Annotated in this window: 21 protein-coding genes; 15 read left to right on the forward strand and 6 right to left on the reverse strand. The window is 34.2% G+C overall.

Annotation, left to right across the window (positions count from 1 at the left end; all coding sequences use genetic code 11):
* Nucleotides 1–862 precede the first annotated feature (862 nt).
* From DRF65_RS04235 to DRF65_RS04260, 6 genes are all read left to right on the forward strand, one after another.
* Complete coding sequence (locus DRF65_RS04235) at nt 863–3,856, forward strand: sensor histidine kinase (protein WP_115969025.1); 2,994 nt, start codon at nt 863–865, stop codon at nt 3,854–3,856.
* A gap of 6 nt (nt 3,857–3,862) precedes the next feature.
* Entirely contained in the window at nt 3,863–4,474 is a 612-nt protein-coding gene (locus DRF65_RS04240) for a response regulator transcription factor (protein WP_115969027.1), read from the forward strand.
* Between the two features lie 237 nt (nt 4,475–4,711).
* The gene (locus tag DRF65_RS04245; protein WP_228438507.1) at nt 4,712–5,902 is read left to right on the forward strand and encodes an MFS transporter; all 1,191 of its coding nucleotides are present in this window, start codon (nt 4,712–4,714) and stop codon (nt 5,900–5,902) included.
* A 197-nt stretch (nt 5,903–6,099) separates the two neighbouring features.
* Nucleotides 6,100–6,513, forward strand: a complete 414-nt coding sequence (locus DRF65_RS04250; RefSeq protein ID WP_115969033.1) for a hypothetical protein — start codon at nt 6,100–6,102, stop codon at nt 6,511–6,513.
* Between the two features lie 234 nt (nt 6,514–6,747).
* Complete coding sequence (locus DRF65_RS04255) at nt 6,748–7,095, forward strand: DoxX family protein (RefSeq protein WP_115969035.1); 348 nt, start codon at nt 6,748–6,750, stop codon at nt 7,093–7,095.
* Nucleotides 7,096–7,102: 7 nt separating this feature from the next.
* Nucleotides 7,103–7,537: a hypothetical protein gene (locus DRF65_RS04260; protein WP_228438509.1), complete on the forward strand. Its 435-nt coding sequence runs from the start codon at nt 7,103–7,105 to the stop codon at nt 7,535–7,537.
* A 99-nt stretch (nt 7,538–7,636) separates the two neighbouring features.
* Here DRF65_RS04260 and DRF65_RS04265 read toward each other — a convergent pair whose 3' ends face one another.
* Nucleotides 7,637–8,044 (reverse strand): hypothetical protein, encoded by a 408-nt coding sequence (locus DRF65_RS04265; RefSeq protein ID WP_228438510.1) that lies wholly within the window; start codon nt 8,042–8,044, stop codon nt 7,637–7,639.
* Between the two features lie 507 nt (nt 8,045–8,551).
* Here DRF65_RS04265 and DRF65_RS04270 point away from each other — a divergent pair.
* The gene (locus DRF65_RS04270; protein ID WP_115969037.1) at nt 8,552–9,454 is read left to right on the forward strand and encodes a hypothetical protein; all 903 of its coding nucleotides are present in this window, start codon (nt 8,552–8,554) and stop codon (nt 9,452–9,454) included.
* A 307-nt stretch (nt 9,455–9,761) separates the two neighbouring features.
* Here the strand turns inward: DRF65_RS04270 and DRF65_RS04275 are convergent, their stop codons facing one another.
* From DRF65_RS04275 to DRF65_RS04290, 4 genes are all read right to left on the reverse strand, one after another.
* Complete coding sequence (locus tag DRF65_RS04275; protein WP_115969038.1) at nt 9,762–10,724, reverse strand: IS1595 family transposase; 963 nt, start codon at nt 10,722–10,724, stop codon at nt 9,762–9,764.
* 621 nt (nt 10,725–11,345) lie between these two features.
* On the reverse strand, nt 11,346–12,668 hold the full coding sequence (locus tag DRF65_RS04280; RefSeq protein WP_228438511.1) for a tetratricopeptide repeat protein: 1,323 nt from the start codon (nt 12,666–12,668) through the stop codon (nt 11,346–11,348).
* A 545-nt stretch (nt 12,669–13,213) separates the two neighbouring features.
* Nucleotides 13,214–13,657 carry a helix-turn-helix domain-containing protein gene (locus tag DRF65_RS04285; protein ID WP_123947270.1) on the reverse strand — a complete coding sequence of 148 codons (444 nt, stop codon included), beginning with the start codon at nt 13,655–13,657 and terminating at the stop codon, nt 13,214–13,216.
* A gap of 70 nt (nt 13,658–13,727) precedes the next feature.
* Complete coding sequence (locus tag DRF65_RS04290) at nt 13,728–14,180, reverse strand: hypothetical protein (RefSeq protein ID WP_123947271.1); 453 nt, start codon at nt 14,178–14,180, stop codon at nt 13,728–13,730.
* A 177-nt stretch (nt 14,181–14,357) separates the two neighbouring features.
* On the opposite strand from DRF65_RS04290, the gene DRF65_RS04295 reads away from it, so the two are divergent.
* The 4 genes from DRF65_RS04295 (at nt 14,358) to DRF65_RS04310 (ending at nt 17,385) form a co-directional block, all read left to right on the forward strand.
* Entirely contained in the window at nt 14,358–14,957 is a 600-nt protein-coding gene (locus DRF65_RS04295; protein WP_115969046.1) for a Crp/Fnr family transcriptional regulator, read from the forward strand.
* Nucleotides 14,958–15,022: 65 nt separating this feature from the next.
* Entirely contained in the window at nt 15,023–15,643 is a 621-nt protein-coding gene (locus DRF65_RS04300; RefSeq protein WP_115969048.1) for a hypothetical protein, read from the forward strand.
* Between the two features lie 11 nt (nt 15,644–15,654).
* Nucleotides 15,655–16,056, forward strand: coding sequence for a DoxX family protein (locus DRF65_RS04305; RefSeq protein WP_115969050.1), 402 nt, complete (start codon nt 15,655–15,657; stop codon nt 16,054–16,056).
* 420 nt (nt 16,057–16,476) lie between these two features.
* Nucleotides 16,477–17,385 carry a PhzF family isomerase gene (locus DRF65_RS04310; protein WP_185148451.1) on the forward strand — a complete coding sequence of 303 codons (909 nt, stop codon included), beginning with the start codon at nt 16,477–16,479 and terminating at the stop codon, nt 17,383–17,385.
* A gap of 3 nt (nt 17,386–17,388) precedes the next feature.
* Here DRF65_RS04310 and DRF65_RS04315 read toward each other — a convergent pair whose 3' ends face one another.
* Nucleotides 17,389–18,255 (reverse strand): helix-turn-helix domain-containing protein, encoded by an 867-nt coding sequence (locus DRF65_RS04315; protein WP_115969054.1) that lies wholly within the window; start codon nt 18,253–18,255, stop codon nt 17,389–17,391.
* A 337-nt stretch (nt 18,256–18,592) separates the two neighbouring features.
* Here DRF65_RS04315 and moaA point away from each other — a divergent pair, with 337 nt between their 5' ends.
* From moaA to DRF65_RS04335, 4 genes are all read left to right on the forward strand, one after another.
* Entirely contained in the window at nt 18,593–19,582 is a 990-nt protein-coding gene (gene moaA, locus DRF65_RS04320; protein WP_115969056.1) for a GTP 3',8-cyclase MoaA, read from the forward strand.
* Nucleotides 19,513–20,787: a molybdopterin molybdotransferase MoeA gene (locus tag DRF65_RS04325; RefSeq protein WP_228438513.1), complete on the forward strand. Its 1,275-nt coding sequence runs from the start codon at nt 19,513–19,515 to the stop codon at nt 20,785–20,787. The genes moaA and DRF65_RS04325 overlap by 70 nt, the downstream gene beginning before the upstream one ends.
* A 169-nt stretch (nt 20,788–20,956) precedes the next feature.
* Nucleotides 20,957–21,433: a cyclic pyranopterin monophosphate synthase MoaC gene (moaC, locus tag DRF65_RS04330; RefSeq protein ID WP_115969060.1), complete on the forward strand. Its 477-nt coding sequence runs from the start codon at nt 20,957–20,959 to the stop codon at nt 21,431–21,433.
* The gene (locus DRF65_RS04335; RefSeq protein ID WP_115969062.1) at nt 21,414–22,019 is read left to right on the forward strand and encodes an NTP transferase domain-containing protein; all 606 of its coding nucleotides are present in this window, start codon (nt 21,414–21,416) and stop codon (nt 22,017–22,019) included. Before moaC ends, DRF65_RS04335 begins: the two co-directional genes overlap by 20 nt.
* Nucleotides 22,020–22,300: the final 281 nt, after the last annotated feature.

The raw sequence follows: 22,300 nt of genomic DNA on the forward strand, positions 1-22,300 counted from the left end.
TAATTAATTAAAACTATAAATCTAAAAATACGAATTAAAAACAACATGGTGAACTTTTCGGGTTACTATAAGAAAGAATAAGGTTTTCCTGCTTTTAAAATTAAAAAATCTGTCGGATCCCAGGTTACTCAAATTTCATTTTATTAAAAAGCAAAAGATCTCCTGAAGAGACCTTTTTTTGGAGGGAAATCATTTGTGCTTTCAGAATCATCAGCATAATAAAAACTCTTTTATACCGCTATAGGATTTGTTTGCAAAAGTATGGACCTTTCTGAATCCGGTCAAAAAAAGAATGTAGAATAATCACAACTTTTCTGTAAAATTTTTACTACAAAACAACAGTAATCAATGAAAACTACCAACGTAAATTTCATAACAGACAGGTAGACCACCTGCAGACTTTAGATTACTGAATTGTAATTAATTAAACTAAAAAACAATAAAAAGCCCTCTCCAAAACCTGCCCTGCGCTGTATGAAAATGTTTCAGTTTTTATATAAAACAAGAATTTCAGAAATAAACCTGCAGGCTAAGAATTCTCCTAAAACCAGATTCAGCAAAATAAATTGTCCCATCATGTAGAAATATTACTACAAAAAAGCCGACTAATATCAGTGCTATTGTCAATAAATACAGACAAAACTTATAATAAAACAAATCAAAACATACTGATTTATCTATATAATTTCATTATTTTTACAGCATCAAACAAAACTATTTAACTCTTAAAAACACAGAGGCAAAGAATTAATGACAAAAATTTATTTCCAATCGTTCCTATCTTTTAAAAAAACTTCGACTTGTACAAAAACTATTATTAACCGTTTTTTGCTTTAGGGCAAGAGATAAAGATCAGTTTTGCATGAGAGTTTGGGCATTGTTTTTCACTTGCTTATATTTCAACATATACGGACAACGCTATACATCTACCTGGTATAATATTGACAACGGACTTCCACAAAGCAGTGCAAAGGCCATTGTTAAGGATAAGTATGGCTTTATCTGGATCGCTACAGAAAACGGAATTGTACGGTATGACGGAAGTTCCTTTATTACTTTCAACAGTTTTAAAATAAACAATCTTCACTTTGGTGAATTCATTGGTGATCCTTCTCAGGACAGTATTACCGTCCTTAATGATTTCCAGGAGAACAAAGTCATTATTAAAAACAGGTTTCCTAAACTGACAAAACTTCACAGCAGTGATAAAATAACTTTCACAACGGGGAATGAATTTCTGCACCGGGTTGCCAATAATATCCTGGCCTGTAATTTTTATAATGACGTTCAGTATTTTGTAAGACTCAAAAATTCAACTTACAGTTTTACTGAAAAGAACAGTATTGTCTACAAAGACCATAAAGGAAGAGAAACCAAAATCTCCATCCCTTTTTCCAATAAAGATTTGAACAATATGTTCGTATTTAATGAAGTTCTTTTCATTAATGATATGAAGAACAGAAAAACCTACTCTATTGATAATGGAAAGGTGTCTGTTTATGAAGGTCCAAGTCTTTTTAATGACCCAAATACCAGAGTGTATTGGCAGCAGATTACCAATCAAACCTTTATCATCAATCACAATAATATCTATATTGTAGTAGGTAATGAGAAAAAACTTGATCTGAAATTCCTTGTAGAATATGATGAAATAGGAAGTCACTCCTATTGTTCTATGTTTTATGGATGGAAATTCAACAAACTTTATCTCGGAACCCTGAACAATGGTTTAAATGTACTGAAGCTCTCCGACTTCTATGTAGCCAAGAAAAAAGAAGACTTCTCCAATAATGTTTACTATGCTTCTCTACCCATGAGTAAGAAGACTATCATTGCGGAAGACGGAACGGAATTCGGAAGAGACGGAATTGTAAAGAAATATCCTTTGGGTAATAATGACAACTATCTTATGATGTATGACAAAGCCGGAAATATACTGATCCGGAAAAGAAGCAGCGTCATTAAGTTTTACAAAGATTCTGGTTACAAAAGGAAGGATTCTACTTTTATAAAACATGGATTTCAGGCTTTCTTACAGAGTGGAAGTCTTTATGGAGCTTCCTTTTCAGATTCTTCAAAAAGTCAACTTCAGATTTTTAAAGAAGATACTTTCTCAAAACCTGATTATACCTACGAATTTGACAGTTTCGTCAACACTTTCTTTCAATACCGTGAAAATGAGATCTTAGTGGGCAACAGTGACGGTCTGTATTCTGCAGTCTTGGGAAGTAAAACAGTTACTCCCATTCACAAAAACATCCATGTTAAAAGCATTATCAGGACAAAGGACAATCTGATCTGGGTGATGACCAATAAAAGTGGCTTCTATCTTCTCAGAGATAGAAAACTCATTAAAATGCCTACCGACAGAAATAACCATCTGATGTCTGCCCATTATATTCTGGAGGACAGGAATGGTTTCTACTGGATATCTTCCAATAACGGACTTTTCAAAGTTCCAAAGAAACAGCTGCTGCAGTATGCACAAAACAGGAAAAACCCTGTCTATTATTATCGTTTTACGAAAAGAGACGGATTTCTGACCAATGAGTTCAACGGCAGTTCGCAGCCTAATGCCTATGCACTGGAAAATGGAGATTTTGTATTTCCTTCGATGGATGGATTTGTGTTTTTCAATCCGGACCATGTCAGAACCTTTTACCCAGACAAAGATAAAATATTCATAGAACGGGTAAAGATTGGAAATTCTGAAACAGAATATTTTCATGACAGATTGAATCTGGAAAACAATTATAAAACGGCAGAGATATTTATTGACATTCCTTATTATTCTAACCTGGAAAATCTTTATTTAGAAGCTAAGATAGCAGGAAAAGAAAACTCTGAATGGGAGCCTGTCACTACGGGAAAAGAGCTTAAATATACGATCAGTAATCTTGATCCTGGAGAGTATACCCTAAGTGTAAGAATACTGCTTTCTCCGGATGGAAAATTTGAACAAAAATCTATTAAGTTCAAAATAAAACCACTCTTTTATCAGACATTAGTGTTCCGGGTTTCAGCTTCAATTATTATTCTTGTCATCATCATTGTGATTGTTCAGCTAATGACCAATTTTTTAAGAATCAAGAATAGGGTACTGAAACAGATTGTCCACAATAAAAATTCTGAACTGAAAGAAACCTCACTTAACCTTGAAGTGGTAAAAAGTGATCTGCGAAAAGAAACGGAATACCAGAAAAAGCTGGTGGAGACGATCAGTCATGATATTACTACTCCTATCAGGTTTATTGCCATGCTTTCACAGAAACTTCATGAATCTGATGATCTGGAACTTCAGAAAAAATATTTTGACAGTATTTATAAGTCTTCAGAGCAGCTATATCAGTTTACGCTTAATTTAAAAGAATACACTGAACTTTATAAGGCTGAGAATATTTTTGAAGAAGAAAAATATCTGATCAACAGGATCCTGGAGATCAAGAAAAAACTATTCTGTGAAATTGCAAAAGAAAGAGGTACTACAATCATCAATGCAGCAGAAAGTAATGTTTATTCCCAGGTGAACGAAAGTATTCTAACAGCTATTATTCATAATATTCTGGATAATGCTGTGAAAAATACCTTTGATGGGGAGATACACCTTAATACAGCAGAAAATAATCAAAATATTACCATAACAATTTCTGATACGGGAACAGGAATGCCTGATGAACAGATCAATATGTATATGAGTCTGTTCAGGAACCCTAAACTGGAAACTCCAAGCTTTAAAGGAAAAGGGTTGGGATTGCATATGGTAATTCATCTGGTCAAAAAAATAAATGCAGAAATCAGTTTCAGACACAACCAGCCTCAGGGAACGATTGTAGAATTAATGCTCAATAAAAACTAACTTATTATGAATGAAAGAATCTTAATTGCTGATGATCACTATGTAGTCAGAGCAGGAACCGCTTTGGTTCTTGAATCCGGATTTCCGGAACTGAAAATAGATTTTGCGGAAAACTACGGGCAGGTAAAGAAAATGCTGGAATCTCAGGATTACAGTCTTATTATTTTGGATATCGATATGCCGGGTACACAATATAAAAAGATGATTTCTGAGCTTAAAGCCATACAGGCTGATATAAAAATCCTTGTATTTTCAGGATATGATAAAGATGTAGCCATCCAATACATCCGGGAAGGTGCTGAGGGCTACCTGAACAAGCAAAGCAGTGAGGAGGAAATTAAAAATGCAGTACGTACAGTGATTGAAAAAGGCTATTTCTACCCTGCAGAGCTGATAGGACTTATCATTCAGAATAAAAAAAGCAATCCCGCTGAGAAACTTTCATCCCGAGAATATGAAATTTTTAAACTTTTAGCAGATGGAAACGGAAACCTTGAAATTGCCAACAGGCTCAATATCCAGATGTCAACAGTAAGCACCTATAAAAAAAGAATTTTCCAGAAACTTGATGTAGCCAATATTGCTGAGCTTATCAAGGTGTATGAAATGATGCACTGACAGTTGGAAGACAGGAAACTGGAAGAGAGAGGTTATCAAGCCTTCAGAATCAATGTAATCTCATTTTATTAATTGGAAAATTATTGATTTTGTTCTCTATTCCAGTATCCAGCCTCATTACCAATTCCTATCACCATGATTGAGATAATGATTTTTACAATTAAAAAATAATCAGGAAATTTACAGAACCATATTTTCTAAGAAACACTGCATTTTAACTGCAAAATCAAAAATCTATTGGAAAAAGCAGATCAGGGAAGCCTACGTTTCCGATATATAAAACTTTGTATTTTCTTTTCCGGACTGTCGGTATTTGCACAGCTTTATCTTTTTCAGCCAATGCTGCCCATGGCTGCGGAGCATTTCAATGTATCTGTTGGTGACACTTCTCTTCTTGTTTCATCCTCCACTATCGGAATGGCTCTGGGACTGCTGTTTTTTGCCTTTAAGGCGGATAGTTATTCCAGAAAAGGACTGATGACTTTTTCATTGGTCTCCTCCGCTCTGCTCACTATTATTTCAACATGGATTCCCAGCCTCAGCCTTCTGATTGCTATCGGAATTTTTAAAGGATTTGTAGTTTCCGGTGTTTCAGCCGTTGCCCTGGCCTATCTTACCGAAGAAGTAAGTGCCGCGGTAATTGGTGCTGCCATCAGTATGTATCTTAGTGGAAATACGATTGGTGGAATGAGCGGAAGAATACTGGCAACCATTTTAGCCGGAGAATTTGGATGGCGGAATGCAGTGCTGGTGATTGGTATAGAAAGCCTGGTTTTGGGAGCTATATTCTGGAAATTATTCCCTGAATCAAAGTTTTTCAATCCACAGAAAACAGATTATCATCTTAAGGCAAAGCAGATGAAATTTTTCCTCACCAATCCTTATATGCTTCGCTTATATCTTATAGCAGCCCTTGTTATGGGAGTTTTTGTGAGTGTTTACAATTATCTGACCTTCAGACTGGAGGCTCAGCCGTTCTCGTTAAGTCATTTTATCATCGCTTTTATCTTCCTGATGTATATCTTCGGAGTTTTCGGAACCATGACCGTTGGCCGGCTTTCCAAAAGGTTTTCTTCAAATAGTATTCTGAGGTGTTCTATTCTCAGTATGCTGGTCGGAGCTTTATTACTGTTGTCTGAAAATCTATATATTCTTATTTTTGGCCTTGGATTATTTACTTTTTCTTTTTTCGCAGCTCATACCATGGCTAGCCAGATGACTGCTCTTTATGCCAAACGGGGAAAGTCTTCGGCTACGTCTATTTACTGGCTGTTTTATTATTTTGGATCAAGTATTCTGGGAAGCGGTACAGGTTATCTCCTTCACTCTTACTCCTGGAATGTCTTTATTGCTTTTCTTATTGTTTCTGTGGTAATTGCACTTATTCTGGCAACAGCAAATCAATCTCCGAAAGATAAAAAAAACTGATACCACATCCATACCACATTTTATTTCATTGGAAATTCATTCCAAATGGCTATAATATTATTGTTTTAACATACTCTTAATTTTTCTTATTGAAAATTTAACCTAATATTCACGTAAACACGACTTTACACTATAATGCAGGGCATAATATTTGCTATTTATATATCACCATATCATCCATTAAAATTCAAAATATTATGAATGTAGCAGATCTTAAAATCAAAAACTTAGTCGAGTACAAAAATCAGATTTATACGATCACTGAAATTTTTCAGAGTATAGAACCGGCATATTTTGTTAAAATTGAAAATGATATTCAAAGTATTTCAGTTCCGGCAGATTCTATCAAGCCTATCAAGATAACTGAGGAATGGCTTGAAAAGCTGGGATTTTCAAAAACGTTCAGTTCGGATCAGAGCATCAGATACGAAAGACCGGAAACTTTTATAAAATACGACATCGATCTGAGTTCCAGAAAAATGCTGGAAGGATTGAAAATTTACGGGAATGCCATCAAATGTAAATATATCCATGAGTTCCAGAACATTTTCTCATGTTTATTCGGGAAAGAACCGGCATTGCATTTTGGCTATCTGAAGACAGAATCGTAGTTAAATAGTTCTTAGTTATCGAAAACCACAGTTTAGTATCATAAACTGTGGTTTTCTTTTTAGAATAAGAAATGTCTAATCAATACTCTGAGGTTAAATTAAAAGTTTTTTTCAAAACATCTATGCTGTCATCTACAAATTAAAAAAAATCCGAAAAACTCACCATGCGTACTTCATTCATTTCGCGCATATTTGTATTAATCTATTATTCCATTAATACAAAAAACACTCGACATGATTTTAAAAATTATTAATTCCATCCTTATTCTTACTGCTGTTTTTATGGGGATTAAACAGGGAATTGCCATGTTTTCAGGAAAACCTGAAATGACCACTATGTTTGGAAAATGGGGATTTGATAAAACCGGACTGATGATTAATGGCGCCATCACCATCCTTGCTGCCGTACTGATTCTCTTTCCCAAAACATTTGTCTGGGGAAACTTTCTGATGGCTGCAGGAATTTTACTGATCATCTGCTTCCATCTTTTGGATAAAGATTTCAAAGGAGTACTGATAGAACTCCCCTTTCTTTTCCTCAATCTCCTGATTATCTATCTGCAGCATCCTCTTAAAAATTAACTTCAATATGAAATATTCCAATTTTGCAATACTATTGGCTATAGGACTTTCATATACAGCCTGTGGTCAGAATACCATTAAAGAAAAACAAATCTCAACACCAACTTCAAAAAAACAACAGACAATGGATGTATCAAAAATAACAGACTCACAGGTAAAACAGGCAATAGAAGCTCTTCAGACGGGAGATAAAAGCTGGTATAGCTTCTTCATTGAAAACCCAGCCATGACTGATGATGGCAATAAGGTAGATTTTAAATCTTTTTTTGCCAATGCACTGGGTAAAGAAGTCTTTCTCAGTATAGACCGTGTAGAAAATGATGGCAAGGATATTTATGGCAATTTTAAAGCCGGACAATGGGGAACATTTCCGGTATTCTTCAGATTTCATAAAAATACGGAAGGAAAGTTTGACCGCCTGGATATCGGACAGGATAAATAAAGGGTGATTTTCAAAAACATAAAAGGCTGCCTCAAAATGAGGCAGCCTTTAAGCACTTTATCTAAAATCGTTGTGCTTTAATACTAATGAAGATTATTTTTAGCTTTTAAAAACTACTTTGTTCGCTAGTTTTAATGTATAAGCATTTTTGTTTTTTGTCAAAGTATACTGTCCTTTTTTGTACACTACGGCTTTTTTAGAAGCTAATTTATCAAGTACCAAACTTCCATCAGATGAAGGCAGAAATATTTCTGCTTTTTTTCCATCTTCGCTAAGAATTACAGCAGCATTAGAGATGTAAGATTTTTTATTATCTACTTCTTTCAACTGTATTTTTTCTTCAAAGATTCTTACACAGTCATTTTTTATCACTGAAAATGTATATCCTGCAGATCCTTTACAACCGTGTTTATCCTTATCTGCACCTTTGGGACTAAGTTGTGCTGAAGCTACTGAAGCAAACATAACAACTGTCATTGCTGTAATAAATCGTTTTACGTTTTTCATATATGTTTAATTTAATCAAATTAACGCAATTACATACTTCAATGTACCAATCTTTATAATCAAAAGATTATCAACTTAATACATTTTATAAATCCATTAGCATCAATCTGTTAGTGGATTTTTTATTTTCATAATTGTATTTATAGTACCAAATATTTGTTTTACATTTGCGTTCAAATTTCAACGGAATAAACATCGAAAGTGTTTAACAACATTCTCTCAGATAGAAACTGGTAATTTTTAAAATGGAGGGGAATATGTTAGCAACTCTCATGTCATATCTATATGGCGTGAGGGGTCTGCTACTTATTTTACTCCTGCGGTATACCAGTACCCTATCTGATAAAATGAGTTAGTAACCCTCACGCTTTCTCTTTTCAATAAGTATAATTTTCTTCATAGTGGGTGAGAAGAACCTAAAACTATTTATGTTCAATCGAATTACGGAATACCGTAAGGAATTCATCATTTCACAGAATAGTTTTGTTAACTAAAAAATCAGAAAATATGAAAAAAATTATCTTATCATTAGGAATTATTATTTCAACTACCAGTCTAAATGCACAGGTTAAGCTTTACAATGTCGATCTACCACATTTCAACAAATCCAATTTAGTTAAATCGGCAAAAACAGTTAAAAATGTGAACAACTTCACTAAACGAGTTACCAATATTACTGAATACAATGCTATGGGTCAATTACATGGAATAAACATTGAATATAGAAGTGATTCAAGCGTAGGTCTTATTAGATATTACCACAACAACAAAATAGTATATATCGCACAGCCTTTTATGAATGGTAGTACTATACAAAAAGTTTTTAATTACACTGATAATGGTAGCTATAATGGTGTCCAGTCTTACACTTATTTAAATTCTGATAATAAATGGAGTAAATCAGAATTTATATTTAATAATGGTAGGTTATCAAATATTGATAATAAGTTCAAATTACCAAATTATACAATAAACTTTAAAGATGGTAAATTAAATGGTGAATTTTATTTCTACGATAGCCTACATTGTTCATGTTATTATTATGGTAATGCACAGGATGGCAAAATAAAAAACATTGCTAAATTTGAAATTGGTGAAGATTTATCTTTCAGAAATACTTTTTATTTTGTTAATGATAAAACAATAAAAAGTACAACTGTGACTGATTATAGAAGACCATTTGAAGAAAATATATCCATTAATGAAATACCTGTAATTGTAGAAAATAAAAAGGTAATATTAGATAATAACACTCCAAAAATTGTATTTAACGACCAACTTGATTGGATGCTTATTTTAAAAGAAAAATCTATAGACTCTAGTTATAATTCTGATTTAGAAATGATTGATATGTCAGATACAACATTTGGTGCACCTAGCCCTTATACATTACCACAAAAACAACATTAATTTTAATCTATAATTAGATAATAAACTAAACAAAGTCCCACAATTGTGAGACTTTATTTGGTTGTATTAGAAATTTATTTTATGTTTGTTAAATTATTACAAACAAGTGCAGCAAAGATAGCTTCTAATAAACGATTTTAATTTATAAAAAAGCAGCAAAGATAGCTTCTAAAATGGAAATTTTTCTTTAACAGTCTACTTAGCCATCGTGCGGTATATTTTATATATGTATATAAATATTATAGAATAGGGTTTCCAGTTTATTATAACCAAATAATAAACATTAGTTATCTTTGTTTTATTACAATTAAGTTTTAATTACTGATATTGTATTTTTAAGATTGTTATATGTTAATCTAGTATTTATAATTTTCAATACCTCTACGAACCTTTGGCCGTCCGTCATTTCACGTGTGTTAAACCTGAATGAAAATTCATTACAGTATTTCTCTAGGTGCTTTACTGAACAGAAGTGATAAATTCCGATCAATCCACGTTTTAGAATACTCCAAAATCCCTCGATACCGTTTGTGTGGAATTCACCTCTTTTGTAGGTTCCTTTACTATGTTCTACCACTTCATGACGATAATCTTCATGTAAGCCTTTATAGCCTCTCCAACCATCTGTAATAAGTGTGGTTCCTTTCAATACACGAGAAGAAATAATAGATTTAAGCGTTTTTCCTTTTGCATTGGGTATTACTTTGGTAAAAACAGTTCCGTTAGAAATAAGGCCAAATACAGGTGTTTTTATTTTTAAAGACCTACCCTGTGTATTGACATGCTGGTTATTCATTTTACGGGCTTCTCCACCTACATAAGTTTCATCAGCCTGTGTATCGCTATCAAAAACCACAATATGATCCTGATTGAAGTTATATCTAATTCGACTCAACATAAACCAAGCTGTTTTCTGAGTGATATGGAGGTCTTTGTGCAACTGCACAGAACTAATTCCTTTCTTATGGCTGGCAAACAACCAAATGGCGGTAAACCATTTTCTTAATGAAATGTGTGAAGATTCAAACATAGTTCCCACAGTTACTGTAAAACGATTTCTACAGTCCTTACACTTGTAAAGTCCTTTGAAATTTTTCTTGTTTAATCTATAATGTTTATCTGACTTACTTCCACAATGAGGACATTCCGGTTCACCATTCCATCTAATTTTTTCCAAATATTCCATACAATCATTATCAGTGTTAAGATTGTCAATAAGGTCAATTATAGATTTGAAAAATGTATTTTTATGTAAATTTGTAGTAGACATATTAGTTGTTTATAACTATTATACTATCTCAGTGAAGAAATCGGGTATGATTGGTACATTAAAGTATGTAATTGCGCAAATTAATTTACTTATTTTTCCTTAGATGGAGTTCTATTGGTCCATTAAATTTATCTTATAATTTTCCAACACCATTTTTTCATTAATTCCATTCATCATAAAGAGGGGCTTCGCTTTGTGTTTTTAGAATCTTTATTATTTTTTAATATATTTATTTTTGCCCCTCTTTTGGTTTTGCAAATTTTAAAAACTTATTAAAAAAAACCACAATTTTATCATACTACATTTATACCACATTTGCTGTCGCACCCCTAAATAAGGCCATTTATCGATAAAAATCTATAAAAAACACTTTGAATCTGGCCCACGAAAATGAAGACTCTCTCATTTTAACACAAGGGTAAGGAAAAGTCTGGAAATTATTTTTTCCTTTTTAAGTATTTACCACATAATACCTGTCTTATATTAATCAGAAACAATACATGAATATTCAGAATCTTCAGCTACCACACATATACTACATTGCTTGCAGTTATTTAAAAATCCAGAGCAGTAAAGATGTTCTTCTTTTTGGAAGAAGTTCTTTCTATTTAAATGTTGTATTTATAAAGAATCAAAGAAAATAAACAGCTCCTGTTCGGTAGGAACGTTCAGTTTTTTCCTTAAACGGTGTTTTTTCTGCTGTACAGACTTGTGTTGAATAAAGGTATATTCTGCAATTTCCTTTGACGTAAAATTAAGCTTTATCATCGCACAGAATGCCAGTTCAGAAGCGCCAAGCCTTGGATTGATCTCCAGAAGTTTCGGGCAAAATTCAGGATAGACTTCCTGAAACCTTGTTAAAAATGTAGAGTCATTCTTCTTGACAAGGACTACTAATTCATCAAACGAATCATTGATCCTGTTTTTCAGTGAAAGAGCTTCACTTTTAAATTGATTTTTCTTTTGTCTTAATGCCCGGTTATGATTGTAGAGTAAGATAAATACAACCAATAACAAAATAACAATAAAGCCAATATAAAGATAAACTTTCTGCTGAAAGCCGTTAGACTCTTCCTCTTTATCATTCAGCATATGATCTATTGAAATATTGATCGCTTCATTCTGAATATTTTCCAATTCCGTTTTTTCATCTGTATATTTTTGCATGGCTTCTTCTTCCTTCTGAGGATCATTCAGCATCTTATAGGTTTTAGCTATGGATTCATAAACTCCCGGAATATTATACATTCTGTTCGTCTTACTGTAGTAATCCAAAGCTTTACTGTAATACTCCAGTGCCATTTTATAATCCTCCAGCGCAAAATAATAATCTCCATAGGTTAAATATACAAACCCACTCTGAACATTCACTTTACCGGTATTTACAATCTTATCTGAAGCTTTCTGAAGATAGATCAGAGCAGAATCTTTTCTTTTAGTATATATTAAATGGTGTTTGGCCAAAAGCGTATTCAGTAGAACTCCCTGTCCGTCAATCCTTTTTCCTTTCTGTAAATAAATGTACGCTGAGTCTGCTTTATTGGCTTTATATAGAAAGTCTGCTCTATTAGCATAAAGCCTGTATAGGTAAAATTTTCTTTTCTCCTTATCCGGAATATTTTTTAAATAATATAGCCCTTTCGCATTCAGATCAAGAGCACTTTTATAGAGTCCTATGACTCCATTCAGCTGGCCATGCTCCTGATAAAGTCTTGCTTTTAAAGCCGGATTACTGATCTTTTTAAGTTCCTTTTCAGCAAGGGAAAGATAAGACAGTCCTCTTTTATAATTTCCGATGGTGGCTGAAATATTGGAAATATTGATATAACAAAGAATAATTCCTTCCTTATAGTTTTTTTCTTCTGCCAGATTCAGATAATCTTTATTAAGACGCACAAGATTTTCATAATCTCCCTGGATCCGGAGTGATTCTGTTTTCTTCAACAGGATACTATCGAACCTTTGATGTGAAAATACACCCTGACCATAAGCAGATCCGGTGCAGCACAACAGAAGAAAAAAGAGGAGATTATATGAATAAAATATTCTGTTTAATTGAGGAGGGAACATTTTTTTATTATTTAAAGGTAATAATTGTTAAATTTTAAATCATCTATAGGTTCAACATAAATATCTGATTGCTAATAAATTCTATCCATTTCATGTTTCGGTATGCATTACAAATAGTATTCCATTTCCAAAACAAAGGATTCTTTTCCCTATGAAAAAGGATGATTTATGATTAAAAAGAGATCATTTAAGTGAAAATATTTGAGGAACCATTTTCCATTTGTCCAAGTGGATATCTAAAGAAAGTTTCATTTTTTCTCCCTAAGACTGTCCGGGCTATATTCCAAAATTTAAAAAGGAATAAAATAAATTGAATTGATGGCTTCATTATATTTAGTTTTAAATGATGAAGCAAATCAGGAATTTTGTATCAATTTAAATATCTGATTATTGAAATCGGACTTTTTTATAGGGGAAAATCAGTCTGATTTAAAGCCCGACATCAACAAACTCACTGATTTTATGTAATCTGTAAGTGTTTGATTGGTTTCTTTTTTAAAGGCTGTGTAAAAAGATGATTTGGAATTAAATCCTACTTCGTACAGAATCTCCAGTACTGTAAGTTGAAGATTCTCTTTTAAGAGTACCTTTGCATCATTGATTCTGAACTCATTTGTAAAGTCAAAAAAATGTTTACCCGTATGTTGATTAATGAGCTGGGAAAGCTGTTTTTCAGACATGTTCATCTGCTCTGCCAGTTTCTGTAAGGTAAGCCTATCATCCCGATAAGGCTTTTCCGTTTTCATAAAACTTATAAGTATTTTCAGTTGTTCCGGCTCCTCTTTGATTTCTTTTACAGGTTTTACAGGAGTCAGATTTTTATCGATTCCAGCAAATAGGCTGTAATGATATAAGGCATTCAATACCAACCAGCTTATCACGAATAAAACAAATACTGAAGAAAAGGTATATAATCCTATAAAAACAGTATTATTATCCTTTCAAACTCTCCATCTGGACAAACCATTCTTCATATACATCCTGTGCTGTTTTTGTTGTATAGTCTGTAAACATTTTATGATAACTAAAATCACTATTGAATTTATCTGTTTTAGGATGATAGGATAACTTAAACATCACCGGAACTTCCCGCCCATCATTTTTGAAAAGGTGTTCAATATTCTTCAATATCTGATTACCTCTATTAAGCATTCCAAAAGCCCTCTCGTTACTGATGTCATACTGCATATCAGACACTTCATTCACTTTATGGGATTTTACCAGATAACCATTGATTTCATAAAATACTTTATAAAAATAACCAGATTCTATCAATCCGATGATATAAACAGCATCTACTTCTTCTGAATTACTACCGACAAATTCAAAGCCTGTTTCAACCAGTTCTGCAAGATATTTTTGAAATTCGTTATCAAAATGACTCATATTCTGATGGTTTACAATTGCATCAGTTAAGATAGTAAAATTTAACCATCCAATCTTCAGTCTATTTGAGCATTTAATCTTACTATTAATCATTCTTGACATTAGCCATAATATTTACGTAAATTTGGCCCTGATCTGTCTGTTAATAAGCAAGACAGACGATATTGAAACTTCATTATGGATACAGATATTATTATTTCGCAGCTAACAGAACATTTTCAGGAAATTGTTCCTTTAAAAGAGGAAGAAATTGCTCTTGTGATTCAAAAACTGGAATTTATTCAGCTAAAAAAGAAAGAGTATCTGCTTCGTGAAGGACAAATTTCAAGACATATGCGTTTTATTGCCCAAGGAAGCCTGTATGCTTATCATATTGATGAAAAAGGCAAAGAAAATATTACTCAGCTCGGTATTGAAAACTGGTGGATCAATGATCTGTACAGTTATCTGAGTGAGCTTCCTTCAAGAATGTTTATTCAGGCTAATGAAGAGGCTACCATCGTTCAGATCAGTAAAACCAACCTTGAATTATTATACAGAGAAATTCCTGCCATCTCTGAGTTCTGGCGCCTGAAAATGCAGTCTGCCTATGTTACGTTGCAGGAAAGAACGTTTGAACATTCAAGAGTAGATGCTTATACCAAATACAGAAATTTTGTTACTTCCTATCGTAATATTGAACAGCGTTTTCCTCAGTACATGATTGCATCCTATCTTGGAATCACTGTAGAATATCTCAGTTATTTAAGGAAAAAACATCTGTCTGACGTTTCTTAAGATATCTTAAGTTTATTCCGTCCCTGCCTGAATAGTTTTGCTCTCAGAAATTTAATGAGTGCAATATGAAGGCAAAAATTATCGCCATAACAGCTCTTGCATCAGTCTCTCTAAGTCTGAATGCACAGAAACTAAACTTTACTCCGGACCTTGTTTTAGGACACCGCTCCTATACCTATATGCATAATGTCAATTATTATTTCAATGATCGGCTTAAGCTCAATAATCTCACTCTATTTGATACAGAATATACCAAAGACAAAGAGAATATATTCTTCATCCGAAATACTCTTGCTTACAGTTTTACCAAAAGATTCAGCGTAAATGCAGCATTCGGTATCAAAAATCCGGGTGCATTCTTCAGCGCTTATGTACAATACCGGATTGCCAAGCCCACTTATTCCCTTTCCTACTCCATCGGAACAACCTATCAGAAAGGATTTTCTCTTGAACAGTCGGTATCATTTGAATACACTCCTTATCTGAAAGAAAACCTTCAGGGGTACTTCAGTGTGCTAGCCATTGGAAACCTGGATGACAATGGTTATCCAAGAGGGTTACAGTTTATCCGTCTGGGGGTAAAACAGGACAAAATAATGTATGGAGTGGCCTCTAATTTCGACCAGTTCAACAACGCAAAAAAGACCCTTGAAAATGTAGGGGCATTTGTAAAATATAACTTTTAAATAATAATAAAATGAAAAAAAACATTGATTTAGGACTATTAATCAGCAGAATAGCTATCGGATTTCCCATGTCAGTTTATGGCGTTAACAAATTGATTCACGGAATCGGATTTATTGAGGATATGCTCACAATGCACGGCCTTCCTTCATTCTTCGCTTATGGAGTATTTGCAGGTGAACTTATAGCTCCGGTTATGCTGATGATAGGTTTCAGAACCCGTCTGGCAGGTTTAATTTTCGCTATAAACTGTTTTACTGCAACAATTCTTGCTCAGACAGCTAATATTTTCAAACTTAATGATTTTGGTGGATGGGCTTTGGAGTTACTGGCAATCTATATGTTAGTAGGAATAAGCTTCTTCTTTACCGGAGCCGGCAAATATGCGGTTTCAGTTGCTAATAAGTGGGATTAGTTGGAAAACGCAAAGGCGCTATTTTTTTCACTTTAACACGTTTTTAAGGCGCAAGGATTTTATCTCCGATAAAATTTTGAACTGTTGAGCTTTTGGCTATGGATCCATACATAGGAATAATGGAACTTGAAGAACTTAAAACCTTTGGTTATGAGATTTTAAAATTATTCCTAACCATATAATAACATAGAATATTGTGGCAGAAATATATGATATCCTTGCTGAAAACCTTTGATTTTTTTGCGCCTTAAAAACAACATCCTTATTAAAAACCTTTGTGCCATTGCGTTTTCCAAAAAACAATATCAGATTATAATCTGCAAAATATCATAATGCACGAATGATTTTATTCGGTATTAGTGGCTAAATATTATGCAGATCGTTTCATTTATACTTATCTTTATCCTGATTTAATAAGTTATGATGAAGGAAGTAGTCGTGTATCAAATTGATTCTTTTACAAAGGAAAAATTCAAAGGTAATCCTGCAGGTGTTGTATTAAATGCTGAAAATCTGACCACTGAAGAAATGCAGCTTATTGCCAGGGAACTCAATAATTCGGAAACGGCATTTGTGCTAAAACCTGACCAGGATGACAATTTTGATTATCATATACGGTACTTCACTCCAACTACAGAGGTTCCTATCTGCGGACATGCCACCATTGGAGCTCTTTATGCCAAGGCGATAGAGGATAAATTAGACTCCTGTACTATTAAAATCAATACTCAGGTTGGCATCTTACCAATTGATATTCTAAAAAAGGATAATGACTATATGATTACAATGACTCAGGGAAGCTTTAGCCTGGAATCTGCTTTTGATCCTTCAACAACTCAAAGAATTGTTGGAGCTCTGGGATTAAAAATGGAAGATCTTAATCAGAAATGCCCGGTACAGATTGCTTCTACAGGCCATTCTAAAGTGATGATTGGCATTAACAGCAGAACTCTCCTGAATACTCTGGCTCCCGATTTTGGAGCTTTAACCCGTCTTAGCCAGGAAATCAATTGCAATGGTTACTTTGTATTTACCTTTGATTCTGATGATCATGATATTTTAACATACGGAAGAATGTTTGCTCCTGCTATCGGTATTCAGGAAGATCCTGTTACCGGTAATGCGAATGGACCATTGGGAGGGTATCTTATTCAGAATAAAATTATAGAAGCTCCTTACGGAACTTTTGAGTTTATCGGAAGACAAGGGGAAACCATCAATCGGATTGGACAGATGAAGGTTCAGGTTACCATAAAAAATCATATTCCTGAAGTCATCAGAATTACTGGGAATGCTATAAGTGTATTCCGTACAATAATGCATGTCTGATACTTACTCTGAATCAAGTTTGGTCTCTTCCAGCTTTTTCCTGTAGTTTTTCGGGGTGGATCCGGTTTTTATTCTAAATAAATAAGAAAAATGAGAAAAATTCTGAAAACCGAGCTCAAAAGCTATTTCTTTAATGGATTTGTCTGAACTGTGAAGTAAATTTTTAGCCTCAAGAATAATTCTTTCTTTAATAAACTCGAGTGGTGAAATTGTATACTGTTTTCTACAAAGCACCCCCAAATAATTAGGAGTAATACATAGCTCGCCAGCATAAAAAGCTACATTCTTTTGCGTTTTATAATATTTATCCACCAACATATGAAAACGGAAAGCCAGATTATCCGGCGTACTCAATGCTTTATTTCCGTAAGCATGTTCTACCCAAAGATTAATAATTAGTGCTAACAGACGCACCCTTGCATTGATAAGTTCCGGAAAAACAACATCAGCAGCAATTTCTTTCCTGATGGCATTAAATTCAAGGCTGAATCTGTGATAGGTTTCATCATCAGGTTCTATCATTTCATATTTACTGTAAGAGGAAAAAGTAAATTTAAGCGTCGGAGAAAATGTCTTAAGAATAGCATCATTAATAATAAGCCTTCTTCCGACAGTATGAGGAGCCAGTTCCCATTTGTACTCTCTTTTCGGAAGATGGATGAATAGTTGCTGAGCTTTTAACCCATATTGATTCAAGCCAGTGGTGCATTTTCCGCCCTCACATTGATCCAGTAAGATAATGGTAAAACAGTTTTCAGGAAAAAAGTTGAGTGAATCACCACTGATCTCATCCTGAAAAACAACGTCAATTCCTTTATTAAACACCTCTTCTACCGAATTTTTATTAATCAGTTCTTTATCTATTATCATATAACCCTTTTCAATACTAATTTATAAAAATACCTCATATATCATCGATGACCGTTACAATATATTTTATTTCCTGTTGTTTTTTAGCAGCATGCAAAGATACATTCTTCTTCTCCGTCTGGAAATATCAGAAACCGTGATAAGAATATCGTATTTTCATATTGTTTGCTGTCAATAAGAATATTAAAAACCCATAAGACCAGGCTCTATTTCCTTATATATCTTGATTTTAAGACCTTTAATCCTATTTTTCCACACATCATTTTCAAAATTTATATTTTTAGTTTTTCGTTAAAACAATAAGTATATTTGTGTAAGTTCTTTTTGCTTTACTCCTATGTTAACAGACAAATTCGGAAGACATATCAATTATTTAAGGCTGGCTGTTGTCGACAGGTGCAACCTCCGATGCACTTACTGTATGCCGGAAAATGGGCTTGCATGGATAAAGCAGGATGACCTGATGACAGATGAGGAAATGCTCAGCATATGTACTGTCTTTACGGATCTTGGTGTAGATAAGATCAGAATAACGGGTGGAGAACCTTTTGTCAGAAAAAACTGCGTCAGTCTTATCGAAAAAATCTCGGAGCTTAAAGGCCTTACTGATCTCAGTTTAACCACAAACGGGCTTCTCACTGAACAATACATCCCACAGCTTAAAGCATTTGGAATAAAATCTGTCAATCTCAGTCTTGATACATTGGATGAAGATCGTTTTTTCAAAATTACGCGCCGCAAAAGCTTCGATAAGGTAATGAAAACCTTGGATGGTTTATTGAAACATCACATCAAGGTAAAGATTAATACGGTAGTTATGGATCATCAGAACATAGAAGATATTATTCCTCTGGTTCAGCTTACCAAAGAACTTCCGGTAGATGTACGTTTTATTGAGGAAATGCCATTCAATGGAAATAATAATAGCGACATAACCCCAAAGTGGACTTATCCGCAAATTTATAATCACATCAGAGATCATTTTCCCGGGATTAAAAAATTGGAAGATCCTAAAAGTTCCACATCTTATAATTATAAAATACCCGGTTTTATAGGAAATATCGGCATTATTGCAGCGTATACACGTTCTTTCTGTGGAGATTGCAACAGAATACGGATTACACCTTCTGGTATTTTGAGAACCTGCCTGTACGAAGGCGGCGGGATCAATTTAAAAGATATGATTCGCTCAGGTGTAACCGATGACGAATTAAAAAATATAATTATCAACAGTATACATCATAAGCCCAAAGACGGATGGGAAGCGGAACAACAAAGCCTGAACGCTTCATCTATTCATCAGTCTATGGCTACAATAGGAGGATAACTATGGAAATGATCACCGTACAACAGGCAGAAGATATTATACTTTCCCAGACGAATAATTTTGGAATTGAATATATTGCCTACAACCAGGCATTAGGAAGAGTCTTGGCTGAAGATCTTACTGCAGACAGGGATTTACCTCCTTTTAACCGCCCTACCGTAGATGGAATTGCCATCCGCTATACTGCTTATGAAAAAGGAATACGATCCTTCCCTATCATAGCGATACAGTCTGCAGGAGAGTCTTCTGTGCCTATTGATTCAGAAACTGAATGTATAGAAATCATGACTGGCGCTGCTTTGGATAATTCAGTGGATACTGTAATCCGATATGAGGATATCTCAACCCATAATGGAGTGGCAAGTCTTAGCATTGAGATTAAAAAAGGACAAAATATCCATCTGAAAGGCAGAGATAAAAAAGAGGGTGAAATATTGGTAAAAGCCCATCAGATGATCACTCCCGCTATCATTGGAATAGCCTCGTCCATTGGAAAAACCACCATAGCTGTAAAAAAATTACCCAAGATTATCATTATTTCTACGGGAGATGAAATGATAAGTCCGGAATCTATCCCTTCTCCTTATCAATTAAGACGCTCCAACGGAATCACCATACAGTCTGTTTTGAAAAAGTATCATATTAAAGCAGATACGCTTCATCTCAATGATGATTATGAAGAGATAAAAAAAGAACTTTCCCGTTGTATTAATAAATATGACGTTCTCCTTATGAGTGGCGGTGTATCTATGGGGAAATTCGACTATTTACCCCAGGCCTGCGAGGAACTTGGGATAAAAAAGCTTTTTCACAAAATAAAACAAAGACCGGGAAAACCATTTTGGTTTGGTAAAAGTAATACTCAGAAACTTGTTTTTGCATTTCCGGGAAATCCTGTTTCTGTATTCATGTGCTTACATCGGTATTTTATTCCCTGGTTGGAAAAATCTCTGGAAATATCCGGATGCTTTTCTGGGTTCGCAGTGTTACAAAACGATATCGAAGTTCCCTTTTCCCTGCAATATTTTGTTCAGGTGAAACTTGGTACGAATCAATTGGGGCAGGTCACTGCTGAGGCGGTGAATACAAATGGTTCAGGGGATTTCTCTCATCTTGCGGACACGAATGCTTTTATGGAACTTCCTTTGGAGCAGAATAGTTTTAAAAAGGGAGAAGTATATCGAGTATGGAAGTATAATGATTAAAATAATTTGTAAAGATGCCACGAATGCACGAATACAATACTGAGAATATTTTGATTATTGAGAATTATTACTAAATTACTCAACAGTACAGTTTAATTAGGAAAGCGCAATAAAAAAATTCGTGCATTCGTGGCAAAAAAATTCCCATCAGTGGTTTAAAAAAGAATATATGTCAGAATTTACCCATCTTAATAAAAACGGAGAACCTGCCATTGTAGATATTGGCGGAAAAAATGTTACCAAGAGAAAAGCCGTTGCACAAGCCATTATTTCTTTACCCAACAATGTGTTGGAGGCTTTGCAAAAAGATGATTTCCAAACAAAAAAAGGCTCCGTATTCCAGATTGCCATTATTGCAGGAATTATGGGGGCTAAAAAAACAAGTGAACTCATACCTCTTTGCCATCCTATCGGACTTGACAACTGTAATTTACAGATAGAGCTGAACAATCAAAACGATATCGTCATCCAATGTACAGCCAGTATAGAGGCTAAGACTGGAGTGGAAATGGAAGCATTGACCGGAGCATCTGTTGCAGCCCTTACTATTTATGATATGTGCAAAGCATTGAGCCATGATATTGTCATCAAAGAAATTAAATTAATTGAAAAAACAGGTGGAAAAAATGACTTCAGAAGAGCATAATACAAATCCAAAAATCAACGGCCTTGTTCTCGCTGGTGGAAAAAGTGCCAGAATGGGAACAGCTAAGGATCTCCTTCAATGGCATGGAAAGGAACAGCGTTATTTTGCAGCTGATCTTCTGGCCCCTTTTTGTGATGAAGTTTTCATTTCCTGCCGGCAGGATCAGTTGGAAAATTTCAACCCTCATTATAAAGCTCTTACTGATACTTTCCTGAATATGGGACCTTTTGGCGGAATTCTTTCAGCATTACGGGCTCAGAGAGATAAAGCATGGTTGGTTGTGGCCTGTGATCTGCCTTTATTAGATCCAAAATCTCTGGAATTTTTAATACAGTCGAGAAATCCTGAAAAAGCAGCTACTACTTATGAAAGTCCTTTTGATGGATTACCTGAACCCTTAATTACGATTTGGGAGCCTAAAAGCTATCCTTTGTTACTTAATTTTCTGGGAATGGGAAATACCTGTCCGCGAAAGGTTTTAATCAATAGTGACACGCTTATTTTAAAACCGGGTAATCCGGATGCTTTAATGAATGTGAATACGCCTGAGGATGCTGAAAAGGCGCAACGAATCCTGAAAAATTAATTTTATTGGAAACTTTTTTGGAAACGCGAAGGCGCAAATTGATTGTCTGCTTATACTTTTAAGGCGCAAGGATTTTATCTGCGATAAAATTGAATGCTGTAAGTAGCTTGTGGATATAATTTATATCTCGCAGATTACGCTAATTAAGTAGATGTTTGTGAAAAATATACGCCACGAATGCACGAATAAGATTCTCAGATGTAATAATTAGAATCTATAATTAAGGATTCTTAGAAATAAGTTAAAAGGAATAAACTGAATAGTAAACATTAAAAATTCGT

Source organism: Chryseobacterium pennae, from assembly GCF_003385515.1.
GTDB lineage: Bacteria > Bacteroidota > Bacteroidia > Flavobacteriales > Weeksellaceae > Chryseobacterium > Chryseobacterium pennae.

Coding starts and splice junctions, on each gene's coding strand:
- DRF65_RS04235 (WP_115969025.1), top strand. CDS start 863: ATGAGAGTTTGGGCATTGTTTTTCACTTGCTTATATTTCAACATATAC.
- DRF65_RS04240 (WP_115969027.1), top strand. CDS start 3,863: ATGAATGAAAGAATCTTAATTGCTGATGATCACTATGTAGTCAGAGCA.
- DRF65_RS04250 (WP_115969033.1), top strand. CDS start 6,100: ATGAATGTAGCAGATCTTAAAATCAAAAACTTAGTCGAGTACAAAAAT.
- DRF65_RS04255 (WP_115969035.1), top strand. CDS start 6,748: ATGATTTTAAAAATTATTAATTCCATCCTTATTCTTACTGCTGTTTTT.
- DRF65_RS04260 (WP_228438509.1), top strand. CDS start 7,103: ATGAAATATTCCAATTTTGCAATACTATTGGCTATAGGACTTTCATAT.
- DRF65_RS04265 (WP_228438510.1), bottom strand. CDS start 8,044: ATGAAAAACGTAAAACGATTTATTACAGCAATGACAGTTGTTATGTTT.
- DRF65_RS04270 (WP_115969037.1), top strand. CDS start 8,552: ATGAAAAAAATTATCTTATCATTAGGAATTATTATTTCAACTACCAGT.
- DRF65_RS04275 (WP_115969038.1), bottom strand. CDS start 10,724: ATGTCTACTACAAATTTACATAAAAATACATTTTTCAAATCTATAATT.
- DRF65_RS04290 (WP_123947271.1), bottom strand. CDS start 14,180: ATGAGTCATTTTGATAACGAATTTCAAAAATATCTTGCAGAACTGGTT.
- DRF65_RS04295 (WP_115969046.1), top strand. CDS start 14,358: ATGGATACAGATATTATTATTTCGCAGCTAACAGAACATTTTCAGGAA.
- DRF65_RS04300 (WP_115969048.1), top strand. CDS start 15,023: ATGAAGGCAAAAATTATCGCCATAACAGCTCTTGCATCAGTCTCTCTA.
- DRF65_RS04305 (WP_115969050.1), top strand. CDS start 15,655: ATGAAAAAAAACATTGATTTAGGACTATTAATCAGCAGAATAGCTATC.
- DRF65_RS04310 (WP_185148451.1), top strand. CDS start 16,477: ATGATGAAGGAAGTAGTCGTGTATCAAATTGATTCTTTTACAAAGGAA.
- DRF65_RS04315 (WP_115969054.1), bottom strand. CDS start 18,255: ATGATAATAGATAAAGAACTGATTAATAAAAATTCGGTAGAAGAGGTG.
- moaA (WP_115969056.1), top strand. CDS start 18,593: ATGTTAACAGACAAATTCGGAAGACATATCAATTATTTAAGGCTGGCT.
- DRF65_RS04325 (WP_228438513.1), top strand. CDS start 19,513: ATGGGAAGCGGAACAACAAAGCCTGAACGCTTCATCTATTCATCAGTC.
- moaC (WP_115969060.1), top strand. CDS start 20,957: ATGTCAGAATTTACCCATCTTAATAAAAACGGAGAACCTGCCATTGTA.
- DRF65_RS04335 (WP_115969062.1), top strand. CDS start 21,414: ATGACTTCAGAAGAGCATAATACAAATCCAAAAATCAACGGCCTTGTT.